This is a genomic window from Sulfurospirillum halorespirans DSM 13726, assembly GCF_001723605.1.
Taxonomy (GTDB): Bacteria; Campylobacterota; Campylobacteria; order Campylobacterales; family Sulfurospirillaceae; genus Sulfurospirillum; species Sulfurospirillum halorespirans.
Window position 1 is genome coordinate 337,712 of record NZ_CP017111.1, and the last position, 17,342, is coordinate 355,053.

General features: G+C 39.0%; 21 protein-coding genes. 6 read left to right on the top strand and 15 right to left on the bottom strand.

Annotated elements, in window-relative coordinates; translation table 11 throughout:
• Window positions 1-170 precede the first annotated feature (170 nt).
• Genes SHALO_RS01705 through SHALO_RS01730 form a run of 6 tightly spaced genes read left to right on the top strand, consistent with a single transcriptional unit; the run spans window position 171 to window position 6,442 of the window.
• A complete protein-coding gene (locus tag SHALO_RS01705; protein ID WP_069477097.1) occupies window positions 171-2,315 on the top strand; it encodes a TonB-dependent receptor plug domain-containing protein in 2,145 nt (714 codons plus the stop codon).
• The gene (locus tag SHALO_RS01710; RefSeq protein ID WP_069477098.1) at window positions 2,312-3,295 is read left to right on the top strand and encodes an ABC transporter substrate-binding protein; all 984 of its coding nucleotides are present in this window, start codon (window positions 2,312-2,314) and stop codon (window positions 3,293-3,295) included. The genes SHALO_RS01705 and SHALO_RS01710 overlap by 4 nt, the downstream gene beginning before the upstream one ends.
• Window positions 3,292-3,696, top strand: coding sequence for a hypothetical protein (locus tag SHALO_RS01715; RefSeq protein ID WP_069477099.1), 405 nt, complete (start codon window positions 3,292-3,294; stop codon window positions 3,694-3,696). Before SHALO_RS01710 ends, SHALO_RS01715 begins: the two co-directional genes overlap by 4 nt.
• Window positions 3,697-3,705: 9 nt before the next feature.
• Window positions 3,706-4,488 (top strand): ABC transporter permease, encoded by a 783-nt coding sequence (locus tag SHALO_RS01720; RefSeq protein ID WP_069477100.1) that lies wholly within the window; start codon window positions 3,706-3,708, stop codon window positions 4,486-4,488.
• Entirely contained in the window at window positions 4,476-5,213 is a 738-nt protein-coding gene (locus tag SHALO_RS01725) for an ABC transporter ATP-binding protein (protein ID WP_069477101.1), read from the top strand. Before SHALO_RS01720 ends, SHALO_RS01725 begins: the two co-directional genes overlap by 13 nt.
• The gene (locus tag SHALO_RS01730; RefSeq protein ID WP_069477102.1) at window positions 5,210-6,442 is read left to right on the top strand and encodes an NnrS family protein; all 1,233 of its coding nucleotides are present in this window, start codon (window positions 5,210-5,212) and stop codon (window positions 6,440-6,442) included. Before SHALO_RS01725 ends, SHALO_RS01730 begins: the two co-directional genes overlap by 4 nt.
• 56 nt (window positions 6,443-6,498) lie before the next feature.
• Here the strand turns inward: SHALO_RS01730 and SHALO_RS01735 are convergent, their stop codons facing one another.
• Genes SHALO_RS01735 through SHALO_RS01805 form a run of 15 tightly spaced genes read right to left on the bottom strand, consistent with a single transcriptional unit; the run spans window position 6,499 to window position 17,318 of the window.
• Window positions 6,499-6,969 (bottom strand): nitrous oxide reductase accessory protein NosL, encoded by a 471-nt coding sequence (locus SHALO_RS01735; RefSeq protein WP_069477103.1) that lies wholly within the window; start codon window positions 6,967-6,969, stop codon window positions 6,499-6,501.
• A 9-nt stretch (window positions 6,970-6,978) separates the two neighbouring features.
• Window positions 6,979-7,806, bottom strand: a complete 828-nt coding sequence (locus tag SHALO_RS01740; RefSeq protein WP_069477104.1) for an ABC transporter permease — start codon at window positions 7,804-7,806, stop codon at window positions 6,979-6,981.
• Window position 7,807: 1 nt separating this feature from the next.
• Window positions 7,808-8,314 (bottom strand): hypothetical protein, encoded by a 507-nt coding sequence (locus tag SHALO_RS01745; RefSeq protein ID WP_069477105.1) that lies wholly within the window; start codon window positions 8,312-8,314, stop codon window positions 7,808-7,810.
• Complete coding sequence (locus SHALO_RS01750) at window positions 8,311-9,273, bottom strand: hypothetical protein (RefSeq protein ID WP_069477106.1); 963 nt, start codon at window positions 9,271-9,273, stop codon at window positions 8,311-8,313. The genes SHALO_RS01745 and SHALO_RS01750 overlap by 4 nt, the downstream gene beginning before the upstream one ends.
• Window positions 9,270-9,935, bottom strand: coding sequence for an ABC transporter ATP-binding protein (locus SHALO_RS01755; RefSeq protein ID WP_069477107.1), 666 nt, complete (start codon window positions 9,933-9,935; stop codon window positions 9,270-9,272). Before SHALO_RS01755 ends, SHALO_RS01750 begins: the two co-directional genes overlap by 4 nt.
• A complete protein-coding gene (locus SHALO_RS01760) occupies window positions 9,932-11,119 on the bottom strand; it encodes an ABC transporter permease (protein WP_069477108.1) in 1,188 nt (395 codons plus the stop codon). The genes SHALO_RS01755 and SHALO_RS01760 overlap by 4 nt, the downstream gene beginning before the upstream one ends.
• Window positions 11,109-11,432, bottom strand: coding sequence for a hypothetical protein (locus SHALO_RS01765; RefSeq protein ID WP_238585272.1), 324 nt, complete (start codon window positions 11,430-11,432; stop codon window positions 11,109-11,111). The genes SHALO_RS01760 and SHALO_RS01765 overlap by 11 nt, the downstream gene beginning before the upstream one ends.
• Window positions 11,429-11,872 carry a nitrous oxide reductase accessory protein NosL gene (locus tag SHALO_RS01770; protein WP_069477110.1) on the bottom strand — a complete coding sequence of 148 codons (444 nt, stop codon included), beginning with the start codon at window positions 11,870-11,872 and terminating at the stop codon, window positions 11,429-11,431. Before SHALO_RS01770 ends, SHALO_RS01765 begins: the two co-directional genes overlap by 4 nt.
• Window positions 11,859-12,497, bottom strand: a complete 639-nt coding sequence (locus SHALO_RS01775; protein WP_069477111.1) for an ABC transporter ATP-binding protein — start codon at window positions 12,495-12,497, stop codon at window positions 11,859-11,861. Before SHALO_RS01775 ends, SHALO_RS01770 begins: the two co-directional genes overlap by 14 nt.
• Complete coding sequence (locus SHALO_RS01780) at window positions 12,494-13,402, bottom strand: NapH/MauN family ferredoxin-type protein (RefSeq protein WP_069477112.1); 909 nt, start codon at window positions 13,400-13,402, stop codon at window positions 12,494-12,496. Before SHALO_RS01780 ends, SHALO_RS01775 begins: the two co-directional genes overlap by 4 nt.
• 14 nt (window positions 13,403-13,416) lie before the next feature.
• Window positions 13,417-13,902 carry a c-type cytochrome gene (locus SHALO_RS01785; protein WP_069477113.1) on the bottom strand — a complete coding sequence of 162 codons (486 nt, stop codon included), beginning with the start codon at window positions 13,900-13,902 and terminating at the stop codon, window positions 13,417-13,419.
• Window positions 13,899-14,486 carry a c-type cytochrome gene (locus tag SHALO_RS01790; RefSeq protein WP_069477114.1) on the bottom strand — a complete coding sequence of 196 codons (588 nt, stop codon included), beginning with the start codon at window positions 14,484-14,486 and terminating at the stop codon, window positions 13,899-13,901. The genes SHALO_RS01785 and SHALO_RS01790 overlap by 4 nt, the downstream gene beginning before the upstream one ends.
• Window positions 14,483-15,217 (bottom strand): 4Fe-4S dicluster domain-containing protein, encoded by a 735-nt coding sequence (locus SHALO_RS01795; RefSeq protein WP_069477115.1) that lies wholly within the window; start codon window positions 15,215-15,217, stop codon window positions 14,483-14,485. Before SHALO_RS01795 ends, SHALO_RS01790 begins: the two co-directional genes overlap by 4 nt.
• An 11-nt stretch (window positions 15,218-15,228) precedes the next feature.
• Entirely contained in the window at window positions 15,229-16,527 is a 1,299-nt protein-coding gene (locus SHALO_RS01800; RefSeq protein WP_084010652.1) for a nitrous oxide reductase family maturation protein NosD, read from the bottom strand.
• Window positions 16,528-16,532: 5 nt separating this feature from the next.
• Entirely contained in the window at window positions 16,533-17,318 is a 786-nt protein-coding gene (locus SHALO_RS01805) for a cytochrome C (RefSeq protein WP_069477116.1), read from the bottom strand.
• Window positions 17,319-17,342: the final 24 nt, after the last annotated feature.

Consider the following 17,342-nt stretch of genomic DNA (forward strand, 5'->3'; position numbering starts at 1 on the left):
TTGCGCACTATAGCTCTATGTAGATAATGTTGTTCTAAAGATTTTAATTTATAGTTTAAATAATTCAAATTATATAACATGAAAAAAAGAATTTCAGCATATTGATTTATATCAATGATAATCGTAATCATAAATAGTATAGTTCTCCAAATTAATCTGGAGGATTTTGTATGAATTATAGAGGCTTATGTTTATCGCTTGCAACTGCAAGTTTTTTGATGGCAAATGAGAGTACTGTTTTAGAAGAAATTACAACCATCTCTACCGCAACAAAGTCTGAAAAGAGCATTGATGGGGTGAGTGCGAGTGTTATTATCATTGATGAAAAAGATATAGCAATATTAGGGGCAGAATCTCTTAAAGACATCATTAACCAAACCCCAGGTCTTAATATTCAATATGGCACATTCCCTAGCGCAAGCAGTGTTTCTAAGGGATCCTTGGTTTTAAGAGGGATGGGTGCAAAAGGGACATTACTTTTGGTAGATGGTAGGCGTTTGAGTGGAGAAGTGGCAAATCCGTATGATTTAGAGAGAATCCCAGCTTCGCAGATTGAGCGTATTGAAATTGTTAAAGGTCCTATGAGCACGCTTTATGGAGCAGATGCAACGGGTGGTGTTGTAAACATTATCACAAAAAAACCAAAAAATGAACCTCAGGTGGATGTTGGTGTTCGTTATGGTGCCAATGGGGATGGCGATGATGAAAACAAAAATGCCAACATTTCGATTCGTGGAAAAGTAGATAAATTAGGGTATAGCTTCTATGCAAATGAGACCCACACTACGCCTTACACACGAAAAGAAACAGGAGATGTCTATGCAAAAACTTCGACAGGAAAAGCAAAACCATCTGCATATCCAGCAGGTCAAAATGCGACTTTAAGTTCAACCTTGCAAGATAGTTATACTACCGATGTGACGTATCGTGATGAGAGTGATGTTTCGACACAAGGTGGACGTTTAACCTACGATATAAGCGATAATGTTGTAGCAGGTATTGAGTTTAATCACTTTACAGAAGAGCGTGATGGCACGTATCTTAGCTATTTTCACCCAACTAATTATAATTTAGGAGCATCTAGCAATAAAATCGCAGCTTACAATGTTCCTGTTAATTCTAAGGATGAAAATGAACGCCTTGACCTTGGGGCAGATATTAAAATCAAAGCTACCGATACGTTAAATATTATGCTACGAGCGTATAACAGCTCTTACGAAAAGCGAAGCACCATCACTGCGAAATACTGGGCCGATATGGGCTATTCTTCCGAAGCAGCATCTTCTCAAAATGGCATGGATGCTAATGTGGATACTACGACTTATGAAATAAGCGCAAACTATCTCATACATCCTGATCATCTCTTAACGTTTGGAGTAGACCGTCGTTTTGAAGAGCGTGAGGGCAGTGTTTTTACATTGGCAAATACGATGACTACCAAAAAAGTGGACTATGCTGCTGGTTATTTGCAAGATGAGTGGCAAGCCACTAAAGATTTAAGTATTACACTGGGTGGGCGTTTTGATGAAATTAGCAATGCCGATAGTAAAGCAACGTTTAAAATTGGAGCAGTGAACCGTTTTGATGAGGCGTTACATGTAAGAGCCAATTTTGCGCAAGGTTATCGCACACCCGATATTAGAGAACTGTACATCTATAAAAATACTGCTACAGGAGTACAGCGTGGTGCAACTATCATTGATGCGAGTGTTGGAAAAACAACGGCATATGATCTAAAGCCTGAATTCACCAACAGTTATGAAATAGGTGCGAGCGGAAAAGTAGGTGTTGGAAAGTATGATCTAGCACTTTTCTATAACGATATCGAAGATATGATTTCGGAGGTCAATACAGGGAATTATTATACATTTGTGAATATTCCAAAAACAAAAACTTACGGTATGGAAGCATCGTGGATGCAGCCTTTATTTGAGAAGCTGGATTTAGGTTTAGCATGGACAGAACTACGTAGCAAGAACAAAGAGAGCGGCAAAGATTTAGAATTTACACCAGAGCGAACCCTTGGTGCAAGACTTGATTATGCGTTTAGTAAACAGCTTTCAAGTTATATGGGTGTGAATTATATTGGGGAGCAATATTATCTCAAAACATTAAATCGCGGCACACCAACGCAAAGCCTTGTGGATGCAACAGCGGATGATTATGTGAGTGTGAATTGGGGTGTGAACTATGCCATCACTAAAACAGTTACACTTTATGGGGGTATTAACAACCTGACAGATGAAGGGGTGGATAATGTTCTAGGAAGCAGCAGTGGACGTTACTTCTTTGTGGGTGCGAAGGCGCGTCTATGAAAAAACTTCTTTTTGTGTTGCTAGGGCTTTTAAGCCTTGGCTTTGGAGGAGAAAAACTTGAAAAACTGGTCATTGCAGGTCCTTTTTCAAGCATCTCACATCCTATGTTACGACTTATTGAAACAGGAGCTTTAAGCGATGTCGCACACAAAGTAGAGTTTAAGCTCTGGCAGAATCCAGATGAATTGCGTGCACTTCTTTTGAAAAAAGAGGTGCAGTTTGTTGCCCTTCCAACCAATGTTGCGGCAAATCTTTACAATAAAAAAGAACCTATTCGTCTTTTAAATGTACCTGTTTGGGGTATTTTAGAGATTGTATCGCGGGATACAAACTTAAAGCGCATTGAGGATTTTAAAGGCAAAGAGATTATTGTCCCTTTTCGTGCAGATATGCCTGACATAGTGCTTCAAGCCCTTATTAAACAAGCAGGACTAGATGCTAAAAAAGATTTTACATTGAAGTACGTGCCAAACCCACCTGATGCGATGCAGATGCTGATTCTTCGCCGTGCCGACCATGTGCTTTTGGCAGAGCCTGCCACATCAATGGCGATGCGAAAAACAGGCTCGTTTCCTGTAAGCCTCATTGCTCCTGAACTGCATCGAAGTGTGAACCTTCAAAGTGAGTGGGGCAGACTCTTTAAGGCAGAGCCAAAAATTCCACAAGCAGGACTTAGCGTTGTAGGAGATGTTGATGCCCAAGTGGTGAAACGTTTTAATGAAGAGTATGCTAAAGCATTATCGTGGTATCAAAGCCATCCTCAAGAAGCAGGCGTTTTGGTCGAAAAAGAGCTGAAAACCTTTAAAGCCGAAGCGATTAGTGATTCCATCGCACATACACAGTTTGAACTCAAAAATGCTCAGCAAAGTAAAGAAGCGTTAGAACAGTTTTTTAATATTTTGATGCAAATAGAACCAAAGCTGATTGGCTCAAAAATTCCAGATGATGGTTTTTATTACCGTGAAGAAGGTATGAAATGAGTCTCTTCATTGTAGCAAAATTGGCGCATATTACCTCTGCGATTTTTTTTATAGGGTGCGTTTATTTTCGCACTCTTATTGTTCCTCGTATTAAACCTGTGGTGGGAGAAGCTGTACTACAACGTATTGAGATGGCACTGGTTAAACCCTCACGAGCTTTTGGTCGAGTGAACAATGCCATACTTTTGCTCAGTGGAAGTTATCTCTTTTACCACTATTTTGATGCGAGCAATTCCCTTTTACATGTAAAAGCAACGCTAGGTTTTTTGGTGATAGCGTTCTTTTACACTGCACCGTTCTTTGTTTTTAGATTGCCCCTTGCGTTGAGGCTTAAAGTGCATCATACGCTTCTGGCGTTTATGCTCGTCATTATCGTTTGTTCACAACTGATGTTTTATTAAGGATGGAAGATGCGATTTTTATTTAAAGTGATCAAAGATTTTCCATGGTTTTTATGGAGTGGATGGGGGTCTATTGCCTCTATTTTTCTCTTTTTAGCCCTTTGGGAATTAGGGTTTCAAACGTATGGAGAGCTTATCTTACCCTCGCCAAAAGTGGTGTTGGAGAGTATAGGAACGCTTTTTAGTGATGTGTCGTTTCATATAGACTTGTATTTAACGGTGAAGAGAGGTTTAATTGGCTTTAGCATATCGCTTCTTTTAGGAACATTTTTAGGACTTACTGCGGGTTGTTTTATTACCGCTTCAGTGATGAGTCGCCCTATTGTAACGATCTTAGTGGGCATTCCACCGATTGCGTGGATCGTTTTGGCGATGATCTGGTTTGGGCTTGGAGATGTGACAGTCATGTTCACTGTTGTTATCGCTTCTTTTCCTATCGTTTTTGTAGGAGCATTGCAAGGAAGTCGTACTATGGAGGGAGATTTAAAAGAGATGATGGACAGCTTTCACATCGGCTTTTTACAGAAAGTAAGAGATTTGTACTTTCCACATCTGTTCTCTTATCTTTTTCCCTCTTGGGTAAGTGCGCTTGGCATGAGCTGGAAAATAGTCATTATGGCAGAGCTTCTTAGTAGTAGTGATGGCATAGGTGCTGCTCTTGCGATTGCAAGGAGTCATTTGGACACACCTCTTGCCTTAGCGCTTGTGAGTGTCATCATAGGCGTGCTCTTTTTTGTAGAGTACATCATTTTAGAGCCAATGAAAAGGGAGATAGAATCATGGCGCAATTAAAAGTCAGTGAGCTTAGTTTTTATTATGGGTTTACGCAGATTTTAAAGAATCTTGACTTCGTTTTGGATGAGGGTAAAATCATCAGCATTGTTGGCCCAAGTGGAGGAGGAAAAACAACACTTCTCAAACTGTGTGCTAATCTTTTAGATGTTGTTGAAGGCGAAGTCATAAATAGTTTTAACAGCAGTGCCTTTGCCTTTCAAGACCCTCGTTTGCTTCCTTGGAAGAGTGCTTTAGAAAACATTATGATGCCTTTACATGTAAAGATGAAAGAGCGGGAACTGAAAGAAAAAGCAACCGCTTTGGCGCTGAAATTTGGACTAGAGCGAAACGACTTGGTGAAGTACCCTAAAGATTTGAGTGGTGGAATGAGACAAAGAGTAAGTTTTGCCAGAGCGCTCATTGGTGAGCCAAAGCTTCTGTTTTTGGATGAACCTTTTTCTGCTTTGGATATTGGGCTTAAAAAAGAGCTACAAAGTTTTGTCTTAGAAGCCTGTGAACAACAAAAGATGAGTGTGCTTTTCATCACGCATGATCTAATGGAAGCAATAAAACTAAGCGATACCATTTTGCTTTTAAAAAGTGACCCTGGAGAAATTGTCGCACGTTATGAGATAGAAACACCTCAAAAAGAGAGGGATGATGCCTTCGTTTTTGAGCAAACAAAAGCCTTTTTAGACGATGCGTTGATTCGTGAAATTTTTGAGATAAAGGTGAGTGCATGAGTGAGCCAACCAATGCAACCAAACATTATAAATACTACCCTGATGAAAAAAATGTACCTCCATTTTTAGCATACGGTTTTCGTCCAATTTTCTTGATATTACCGTGCTATATGGTTGCGTGTATGCTTCTGTGGGGACTTGTATTTCAAGGAAGCCTTAGTTTTTTGTGGATGCAAGATCCTCTTTCATGGCACATTTATGAGCTGGTGTTTGGAGTAGGGTATGCAGGAATTATGGCGTTTATTTTTACAGGGCTTCCTGAGCTTTTTCCTGGTCTTGTGCCTATTATAGGGAAACGCCTTGTGAATATTATGGCGCTGTGGATAGCAGGGCGAGTGAGCTTTTGGTTTATGGATGTTCTCTCCATTTGGGTCGTGGGCGCTTTAAACCTTACCCTCTCTTTGGTGATTATCGCTTGGGCGTTTAAGCCTGTTGTACTTGACCCACTGCAGCGTCATGCGAGCATTGCTTATACGATTGTCGTCATTACCTTTTTACAAGGAGCATTTTTTCTCTCTCATGGAGGCTACATCGCATGGGAAAGTATGGCGATTTTAAAGGCAGGTGTGGGTGCGTTTATGGTGCTCATTGTCTTAGCGCTTCGTCGGGTCAACATGGAGGCGCTTAACGAGATTTTGACACATGAACAGATTGATGATGTTTTTGTTGCAAAACCGTATCGTTACAATTTAGCGATTTTTTGTATTGCTTTGTTTAGCGTTGTGGAGTTTTTTTATCCACAAAATAGTGTCCTTGCGTGGCTTGCATTTGCTGCTGGGGCTTCGAGCCTTGGTATTATCAATGACTACAATTTACCGTATTCACGTATCTTACTAAAGCCCTTTACACTCTATCTTGCCTCCATTGTTCTGTTTATGGGTGTGGGCTATTTTGGCTTAGGATGGAGCCATTTGATGGGCTTAGGTATTGAAAATCATATGCGCCACTTGCTGACTTCTGGTGCTTTTGGTCTTAGTTTTTTTGTGATTATGGTGATTATTACGTATGTTCATACAGGGCGTGTACTTCGTTCGTATCCATGGATTGCATTAGGGGTTTTGATGTTATGTGTGTCAACATTTTTACGCGTAAGTGTTGCTTTTTACCCTCAATTTTATGGAGCATTGATGGGTAGTTCTATTCTTCTTTGGATAACACCTTTTATAATTTATTTTTTTAAAGTACGATTGTTTTTATTACAGCCAAGAGCTGATGGTGTGAAAGGATAACTATTTTCTTAAAGATTAGCGTAGAGAATAGCATATTCTCTACGCTAAGGATGATTTTAACGCAATCTATTATTTAAAAGATTAATAAGTCCATTTGAGACTTGCGGAAAATCAAGAACTCTTCTTCCTTCATATTGTTTGGCAAACTTTTCTGCTTTTTCTTTACTTGAAAATGCGGGTAGATCATCTCCTGAAGGGCTTGTTTTCTGGCTCCCATAGACATAAAAAGCTTCTCTTGCTGGAATTTTTTCTAATGTCTCATAGTCGGTTACATTGATACGCATATCATCATTATGTTTGACCTGATATTCTGGCCAACGAGATGGCTCAAAGTAAAATTCAAACATTGATTTTGGGCTTGAAAAATAAATAATTTCACCGCTTCTTACTTGAATAGTGGCTGCCCATTCTGGCGTTTGGTATATTTTAATATGTCGAATAAGACACGTTGCATCTTTAGAGATTTCCATTTTAGCTCCAAATAGGGCACCAATTGTTAAAACAATAATGAGTAGTTTTTTAACCATTTTTTTCTCCTAGACTAAATCGGTTTTTTTAAATATAGTGAATCCAAAGAATGCAAATCCAAGCCCTAAAAGAATAGGGTATGCAATAGAAAATACAATGAATAGTGAAAGCCGAATATTATCTAAAATGTAAAAAGCAACCGGACCCATTACCGTTAATTCTGGATCAAAGAGGCTAATAGCGGCTACCCTAAAAATTTCCATTGGATTGATAAGTGAGATAGCAATGATAATTTCTTCACTCAAGCGTTGCTGCATCATAAGGCTAATTAAAGCAATATCGATAAAAGCGAGTAAAACAATCCAAACAAAAAATGAAAGACCTAATGCAACTTCTGAAGATTTGACAATAGATGATATTAAAAAAGAGATACCTAAGAAAGCGGCACTAAGAGCAAAGAGTAATCCTGAATAAAGTAAAAAAATATTCCAAGGGATATTGGCACCTTTGATAGTTCCAATCATTAATGCAAGAATCATCGCAAAGAAAACAGGTAAAAAGACCGTTGTAAATCTTCCAATAATTTTCCCCCAGTAATATTGTGGTAAAGAAATAGGAAATGAAAGCATATACTCCAATATATGATTGTCTCTATCTCCTGAAATGGAGCGAACGGTGGTAATAAGAATAAAAATAGGAAGAATAACAATCGTAACTTGTATATACATCAGTAGCAATCGACTAAGCCCACTGAATCCCATCACTTGTGATTCTGTAACACCCGCTATGAAAAAGAGAGCAATTAGACCTCCAAAAACTAACGTATAGACAATAAACCAACGTGCTCTTACTGATTCTTTAATATCGAGAAAAGCAATTAATAATAAATTTTCCATCTTAACTTCCTAGTAGTTTTTTTCGTATTTTTGGATCGCTCATGTTTTCGCCTCTGAGCATGCGAAGACGCATCTCCGTAAAGTCTATCATACCCTCTTTTGGATTTTCGTAGGCGGCAAAACCATAGAGCATCGGTGTCTCTTCGGTGAACGTGTACGACGCTTTGAGCGCATCGATGTAGCGATTGATCTCAGTACTAAAGACCCACAGCGTAATGGTTTCGGGGTCAATCTTCTGCTCTTTGAGCCACAAAATAGCACACCCAATGTCATCAAAAAAGTGCGTTTTAAGATCGTTCGTGATGATCTGCGCTGTGTGTTTTTTACCCACAAGGTACATATTGCAAAGCGCGCAGGTAACGGTATTGTCCTTAAATTCGAGAGGCATTTTCTCTTTATTGACGATTTGCGTGGGCAGTTGATGCTTTACATGTAAAAACCAAAAGAGACCACCCAGCGCAAGAAGTGGGAAAAGTACGAGAATAAAAACTCCTATTTTTTTCTTCATAACCAGACTCCATTGCGTAGAAAATAGACGAGCGGATAGGCGGAAATGCTAAGCAGATAGAGCGTATTAAATGCCAAAGAAGAACGCATAAATCGAGGCTGAGTTCTTCGTGAAAGAAGCGCTAGGACACCTCCTCCCATTCCCAAAAACGTACCTGCAAACACGAAAGCATACAGCGCGTACCCGACGTAATAATAATCTTTTTGCAAGAGACAAAACGGACAACGGTGTGTCGGAAGCTCGTACACATAGGTGCTAAAAAAGATGATCAACGAGATGATCGCAAAAATGAGGAAAAGTGCATTAGAGACAATCAAAAGTAGGCGGTTTTTAAGTCCATACGCCAAGAGTGTGATGCCAAAAGAGCCGTAAAAGAGCCCAACCCAAACACGCTCATCGACCACAAAAAGCAGTGACATGTACGAATCACTTGCCGCAGAGAAGAGCGTTCCGCAACAGCTGACGATTTTGCTGATGTTAAGGCTGGAAAAAAACGAGACTTCAAGCGCAATTTCGGCAAAAAGAGGCAGTGCAAACAGTAAAAACAGCACAAATTTGAGTCGTGTAAAGGGGAGTTTTTCATCAGTAACATCGGCATAATGCAGGAGCAACCAAAAGCCAAAAAGGTAGAGATTGAGCAGTTTAAACAGCGTCAAATAAAGCCCAAAATCAACCGAATTAACCACCCCTGCGGCACACATCGCTCCTGCGATGATGGAAGAGAGTTTGTCGCACGTGTAGATAAAAAAGGCAAACAGCGGCAGTTTGAGCATAAAAATGTACTTGATGATGATGGCACCCAAATAGCTCTGTTTGGAAAGGGTGTATTGAAAGGGTGTCGTTGCTTTGGCGTTCCAGTGAAATGCGATGCGAAACGCCACAACCCACGCGATGAGCCCAAAAAAGCAAAAGATGGCATCCAGCGTTAAAAGCGCGATAATTTCAGGTGTCAAACTCATACCAGTTCACCGTTTTTGATCTCGATGATACGATCGACAAACCCAAGCTCAAAAAAGAGCGGATCGTGCGTTGCGATGAGTTGCGTAATGCCTTGGCGTTTAAGTCTTTCAAACTGCGCTATCAGCTCACGCGAGAGATTTTCATCGAGATTGGCGGTCGGCTCATCGGCTAAAATAAGCAGAGGGTTATTAACCAAAGCACGCGCAATGGCGACGCGTTGCTGCTCGCCTCCTGAGAGGCGGTTTACGCGCATCTGCGCTTTATGCGCTATGCCACACTGTTCCATCGATGTTTTGGCTTTTTCATCCAAAAGAGAGAGCGCAAGGTTTTCAGGAATCAGGGGCGTTATCACATTTTCCAAAGCAGTCAGATGGGGAATCAAATGAAATTTCTGAAAGATAAACCCGATCTTTTGGCGACGCAGTTTGGCGCTAAACTGTTCAGGCAATTTTGAAATTTCCCTGCCATCCACGCTCACTTCGCCACTGTTGGGTTGCGCAAGTCCTGCGATTAAAGAAAGCAGCGTACTCTTTCCACTGCCGCTATTTCCTTTGAGCACCACACACTCGCCACGCTTTACATGTAAAGAGATTTGAGTGAGGGCAAATACGCTCTCATCGCCTTGCATAAAGCTTTTACACACATCATGGAGCTGTATCATCGCATCACCTCGTCCGCATCTAAACTTGAAGCGCGCCATGAGGGAATCAAGGTTGCGGCGATGTAAATGGGCACACTGAGTAAAAAAAGCAGTACCACCATGGAAAGATTGAAACTAAAGGGAAGCAAAAAGGTGGGTTTGAGCTCCGAATAGCCCATGAAAAGGTTTCGCAAGAGCGGTGCTTGCAGTGCATACACGTAAAAAAGAGCGCACGAGATACTCAGTAAAAAAGCGCCCAACGAGAGGATAAAACTCTCATAAAACTTCTCTTTCACAATGTCATCACTGCTCCAACCAATCGCCTTTAAAATGCCGATTTCCCGCTTCTCTTCGGAGCTTAGCCCGCTGGTTTTATCGTAAATGATGATGAAAAAGGCAAACGCACAGACGCTAAAAAGGGAGAGAAAAAAGCCACTTTTATAATCAAAAATATTTTGGTAACTCACCCTGATGTCATCTTGCGTGATGGCGCGCATATCAGGATAGCGCGCGGTGATTTTCTGCACAATGGTCGCAATCTCTTTGACATTTGCCACTTTGACCACAATGTCAGTCGCTTTGCTCTCCTCCATACCAAAAATGGCGTAGGCAAGTTTTTTAGGAAGGATGATCAGATCGTTTGACTCCAAAGCAAGATCGGAATGAAAAACCCCAGCAATCGGCACTCTTTTCCACTGACCATCGGGCGTAATAAAGTTAAAAAAGTCGGTGTAGTAGTTCTCTGCTAAGATTTTTTTCACCCCTTCGCCTACGATCATGCTCTCTTTATTGGCGAGCAGTTTCATATCGAAATGTTGGGTCAAAAGCGTAAGCGTTGACGAGTACTGCTCCTCATACGCATCGATGCCCACGACCGAAAAGTTCACACCTGCGGGTTTAAAATAGTAGTAACCCCACACACGTGGTGTCACTGCACTGATGCCTTCAATGTCTAAAAGTGCCTCGGCGCGCGCAATCGGAACATCACTCTGTTTGCCAGCGATAAAACGCTGCAAGGTGATCTGCGGCAAGGTTTTCAGCGTCGAATTTAGCTCCAACTTGATCGCATCGGCGATCATCAAAACCGAAGCGAGCAGAAAAATCAGCAGGCTTAAAATCAAAAAGATAAAAAAATTCTTGCTAAAACGTCGCATCAAAGAGCGAATCGCGTAATCCAGCAGTAAAAAATTCATATTAAAAATCACGTTCGATCCTTGAAGGCTGAGAATTGGGCGCATACTGATAGACAAAAGTGGAGGGAAAATACTCTAAAAGCTCGGGCGATTCATTAAAATAGGAGAACACATCACTGAGACTGCGGTGGCGAACATAGTGTGCTTCACCCACAAGCGCAAGATCGGGAAGCCCCACAAATGCGCTCAATGCTTCTTTACATGTAAGCTTTTCTTGAGTCAGTGCACGCGTGGATGAGAAGTAAAAGAGTTGTGCCATTATCGTGACACAAAGCGTCATAAAGAGTGCAAAAAACGTGATTCGTGTCTTTAGCTTTATCATCATTTCCCTATTTTAATAACGCGTCTTGTGACTTCTTCAAAATTAACCACTTCTTGATCGGTTGCAATATCCTCTTTTTTTACATGTGCGCCAAAACCATATGCCATAGGAGTAATATTGTCGACATCATAAAATGCTTTTCGTGCATCTATCCATTCTCCAGTTTTAGCATCATTCACCCATATAACCGCTTTTTCTTTCCATCCAATACTGTTTTCTTTAAACCATAAAATAACACAACCAATATCATCAAAAAAATACTTTTTCCCATTATCAGGATTAATAACTTGTGCTGAAAATTTGCGATCACTGAGAACCATTTTGCATCGTTCGCACATATCACGATCCCAGTGAACTTTTTTTGGACCCAAATCAACCTTATTGTCACATCCACAAACAAAAAATGTCATTAAAAGAAGAAAAAATGTTTTAAAGGGGTTCATCGGTTAGTACCTTTCCTAAATCCATATAGATTTGTCGATTGACGAGTTCTTTCATCTCATCAAGTCGGTGCGTGACAAACAGTGCAATTTTAGAACGTGTTTCATTTTTTAAGAGGCGATGAAAGTTGTCTCGCGCTTTTGGATCAAGATTGGCGGTTGGTTCATCATAAATAATAATATCGCTTTGACGTGCCAAACTGATTGCTATCAGCATTTTTTGCTTCATCCCACCACTGAGTTTAAAAAATGATTTATTTAAATTTGGCTCTAGATCAAACTCCATCTCTTTCGCAAAATGCAGGATGGCATTTTTTTCTATTTTTGTGCTTTTGCAGGCATAACTTATCAACTCGTCCAAATTTAATTTAATGGGTGGAGGAAGTTGAGGAACAAAACTAATGTTTTGTAAAACACGTATTCTCTCCTGAATCGGATTAAGCCCATTGACAAGTACCGTGCCACTATTAGGATGATAATAACCTAATATAAGCCTGATTAAAGTGGTTTTCCCCGCACCATTGGGCCCCATAAGAGCAATACAATCATCCTTTTTGAATGTCAATGATAAATTATCTAACGAAAGAGCATTCCCGAATTTTTTGCTCACATTGTGAATTTCTATCATAGGAGATTCTTTAATCTAAAGGTATAATGTAATGCATCGGTGTGGCAAACATCAATACAACGTCCGCACAGTGTACAATCGCCACTGGCAACAATCTCTTTTGTTATGCCAAGCTCTTTATGTTGCTTATCATACTTTGGTTTTGTTATTTCCAAAACGTGATTTTCAAAGCACACGTCATGACAAACCATACAATGATCGCAGTTATCGTTCCATTCTATCCTTGAAGCACTCACAACCCCAACAAAACCGTATGTCGTTCCAATAGGACAGATATATTTACACCATGCGCGTCTTGCGAAAAAAACTTCAATTAAAAAGACAGTAATAACCCACGCTAAAGCAGCACTCCAGCCATAGGCTATAAAGCGACTTAAAATACCAACGACATTAAAGAGCTCAAAGACTAAGTAGCCGCTGGTAAAAGCAAGAATTAAAAAGATTCCCCAGAAAATATACTTTATACGATGATCAAAGCTTCTTTCTTTAATGATATTTTTTTGCACCAAGATACTATGTAATTTTTCACCTATTTCGCTAAGAAGACCATAGGGGCATACCCAAGAACAATAAGTCCTCCCTCCAATAAGCAAATAAACAATTAAAATACTCACGGTTCCAATAATCATATTGATTGGCATATGATACGTTGCTGCAAAAACTTCTAATGTCGTGAACACATCAATAAGATGAAACCCTAAAAAACGTGATCCATTGAGCGTTCCTTCCAATATTTGTATATCAATTTTAAACGATAAAAAAAATAAAAGATGAAGACTAATAATAACCAGCCATCTGATAGCTCGGATACTTAATCTCTTCTTTCCCTCTTTTGTTTCATCAAAAAATGTAGAAAAAAATGATGTTTTGGCAATCGTTTTTCGTTCTTCGTATTTACTACTCACAGGATATCCTTTGGTTATTTTGCTGCTTCAGCTCTTGCTTTAAATTCACCAATTTCAGTAGAAAGTTCTTTAAAGTCATTGTCATTAAGATTTAAAATAGCACTTTTCATAATAGGGTTGTCTCTTTTCCCACTTTTAAATTCAAGTAACTTGGTATAAATTTGTTCAGCACTTTGTCCAAACAGAGGAAGTCCAACAGCACCTTCACCTGTAACACCATGGCACGATGCACATTTGCGTTTGTAGTTATCACTTACTTTGAACGTTGAAACATTACCCGCTTTGTCTTTCATAGCTTTAATTTTCTCCGCTTCAATATCTCTATCGCTTTTTTCCATAGGGGCTTGTATTTTTGGTTGAGATCCAGTATTTTGAGTTTTTGACACATTCTCAATAATTTTAGCCGCATTTCCACCTTGAAATGCAGTACCTTGGCTGATTGTATAAACCATAGCTCCGAAAATCACAAATGTGATGATTCCTACGATAATATTTTTCATTTTTGTCTCTCTTTTAATTTTTTAACTTCTTGATTAAAGGTATAGATTTCATTGGATAAAGCTTTGATCTCTTTATCATCCATCTGGGTAACAAGCTCTTTCATTAAAACATTTTTCTTTTCTCCCGTTTTGTATTGGGAAATCGTTTTAAAAATGTATTCGCTATCTTTACTTAAAAGCGATGGACCTATAATTCCATTTGCATAGTCATCATGACAAGCAGAGCATTTAACTATAAAATTTTTACTTAATTTACTGACTAAGATGCTTACTTCAACATGTTCATAAGGACTTCTCACTTTGATGGCAGCGCCAAGAGGTGTATAGTTTTTTTCTTCATCTAGTTGTGCGTTTGCTTTTGTCTCTTGATGATAGTCATAATAAAAGACTTTACTCTCATTACTATCATCTTTTTTAACTTGGACTTTCTGTTCTTTGAAATTGTCATTCTCGACAACTTCAATTTTTCCAGCCTGTTGCGAGATATTTTTTTCAACAGATTGAATGCTCTTCTCTTCTTTTTTATCAGAGCATGCATTGAAAGTAAGTAAAATCAATAAACAAAGAAAAAAATTCTTTTTCATTTTTGATCCTTGACATAGTATGTTTCATACGTCTCTCTGGGCTTAATAACAATAGAAGGAGACGATGCCGGGCAAAGTTCCTCACATACTCCACATCCAACACACCCTTTGTTAATTTGTGGTTTTTTAATTCCATCTTCTGTTACGATCATCTCAATAGCATTTAAAGGATTTGGAAGAGGGCACATATCAGCACAGATCGTACAGTTTTTTCCTTCATACGTGGAAAGTTTTTTTAGGACATCTTCTTCGAGGCTTCTAGTATGAGGATGAGCATAAATTCGTTCTATTTGATTTTTAGGTACGATTGTTCTTGTTATGGCTAAACATGTCTCTGGAAATGCAAAAACGGCTATTCCCATCTTCACATCTTCAGGTTTTTCGGCATGGTGATCCAGTGCTCCTGTGGGACAGGCTAGAACACATGGGAGCGCACCACAGAGGTAACACCCTCGCTCTCTTGCTTCAATATAAGGAGTTCCCATACCATAGCCTTTTGCAAAATCTGCTAGCTTGATAGAGTGGTATGGACACACTTGTAAACATTGTCCACATTTAATACAAAGTGAGAGAAATCTATCTTCATCAACTGCTCCAGGAGGGCGTAATCGTGTCTCTTTTGCTTTAAGATAAGGAGCACCAACAACACCAGCTCCGAGTGCTAAACCTAAAATGCCAAGCGTAGAATAGTGGATAAATTCTCTTCTTTCTTGTTTTACATGTAATGCCATCTTCTCTCCAATTAATTTGTAAACTTAGGGGTTTTGTCTTCAAGTAAGAAAATTGGTTCTGAGAATGGAGCCAACTTCGACAAGAAATTTAATAACGTCATGACCGGCGAACCGTAAAAGAATTTTACAGAGGGGTTGTACATCCATAATTTATCAGCATACTGATAAACACGATAAGGGTTATCCCCAACCCCATCCATATTCGTATCAAAACCTTCATAATTGTCCCAATAGTTTTGTGTAAATTCATTTTTGAAATTATCGCTACTGCGTGAGTCATTGACAACATCTTCAATATTGCCTTTGACGACATTGTTCTCAAAGATGCCATTTTCACACAAAGAATGAAAATGCAGCGCTTCTGAATTGAAGAGGAATTTATTATTCCGAATCCAAAGATGTGCATCTGGCTCAAAAGGAGAACGATCAATGTACATTCCTTGGGCACTATAAACAACTGTATTATTCTCAATGGTAAAATTTGAAGCATCTTTAAGACCAATACCGATACCTGTGGCTCCTTGAGAATTTTTTATAACATTCCCCGTTGCAATCGTGTCATTTGAGTACATAAAGAAGATACCAACCGAATTGTATTGATAGATATTATTATGGACAAAATTTTTACCTGCATACATGAAATGGAGGGAATACCTTCCATATTCAGCTAAATTTTCTTCAATGGTATTACCATGTGAATACCAAACAACCATATCACGTGAGCGATAGAGATGGTTTTTTTGAATCATATTGTCATTGCTGTACCACAATCTAATCCCATCACCTCGAAGTCCAAGTTCATAATTTTTTGAGGTGATATAATTGTTCTTGATAAGCGAATGGTTGACAATTTCCATATTAATGCCTAAAAGGGAATCTAAGATTCTGCATTGACTCACTTCATTTTGAACAAGTGCTCCTGTTGATGTGTCTCCACTCATATTAATAGCAGCATCAAGTATGTCTGATCTTTCTCCACTATTTTGAATGGTTAAGTTTTTAAGCGTAACGTAAGAGCTTTTAACAGTTATGACACTTCCAACACCTAGTCCATCTAAGATAACACCTTCTTCCACACCGATAATGCTAATAGGCTTTGTAATGACAACATTACCTTCATAAATGCCCGCTTTAAGCTTGATAATTGAGCCTTCTTTCGCATTATCGATGGTATCTTGAATGGAACTTCTGCGTGTTTCTTTAATAGGGCCTGTATAAACTGCGGCTTCTTCCCTAGTTTCATATATAAAGTCGCTCTTCGCATAGAGTAAGGACAATGCTAAAAGACTAAGACAAAGAAGTTGTTTCATAATAATTATCTTACGTCACTCTCTTTAGTTGCTTTAACTCTTGATAAAAGAGCAAGCAAAGAAAAGATCCCAATAAAAACTAAACAATAAAATCCAATAGATGGATAAGAATGCGTTGTAAATTGCGCTACTTTCCCATCACCAAAAACAGTAGGCATAAAAGGCTTTATTTTAAAAGCACCCCAATCATGAAGGTTGTGTCCAAACCAATAGAGCCAATAAGAATAATCCGCTATAAATAGCAATGGTAAAGACGTTGGAATGAGCATAAGGTAATTTAAGACTTTGTGGTTATAAGCAATAAAATAAACCATGATTAAACTCAAAAACAATAAGGCATAAATGCCAATTTCACGCTCTAAAATACCGCCTCTCCACATTGGATCCATTCCAATATAGTGGTTAATAGTATTCATCTCATGCACTTCACCACTAAATCCATCAAAGTGAAAAAAGACAGGGATACCTTCTGGGAATGCTTCTTTTGGATAATTTGGAGCTTCAAGTGAACACGACCAAATGGGTAATGAAGCTACACCAATTTCAGAAGAGCTAGTAATCATTTTGTCTAAATTATTATGCGCGTCTTTAGGTGTCGTTGTACTTTTATAACGACCTTGATTGTATATTCCCCAAACCATCTTTTGGAAAGATGAAATCTCCTCTTGTTGACCAGCGTCAATTTTATTCAATACTCCATGAAAACTTATCATTGGGAAGGTAAATGACAGTGTCATGATTAAAAATGCAATACCTGCAAATATTTTTGATTTTATTAAACTTTGATTCATCTTTTCTCCTTAATATCCTTAGCT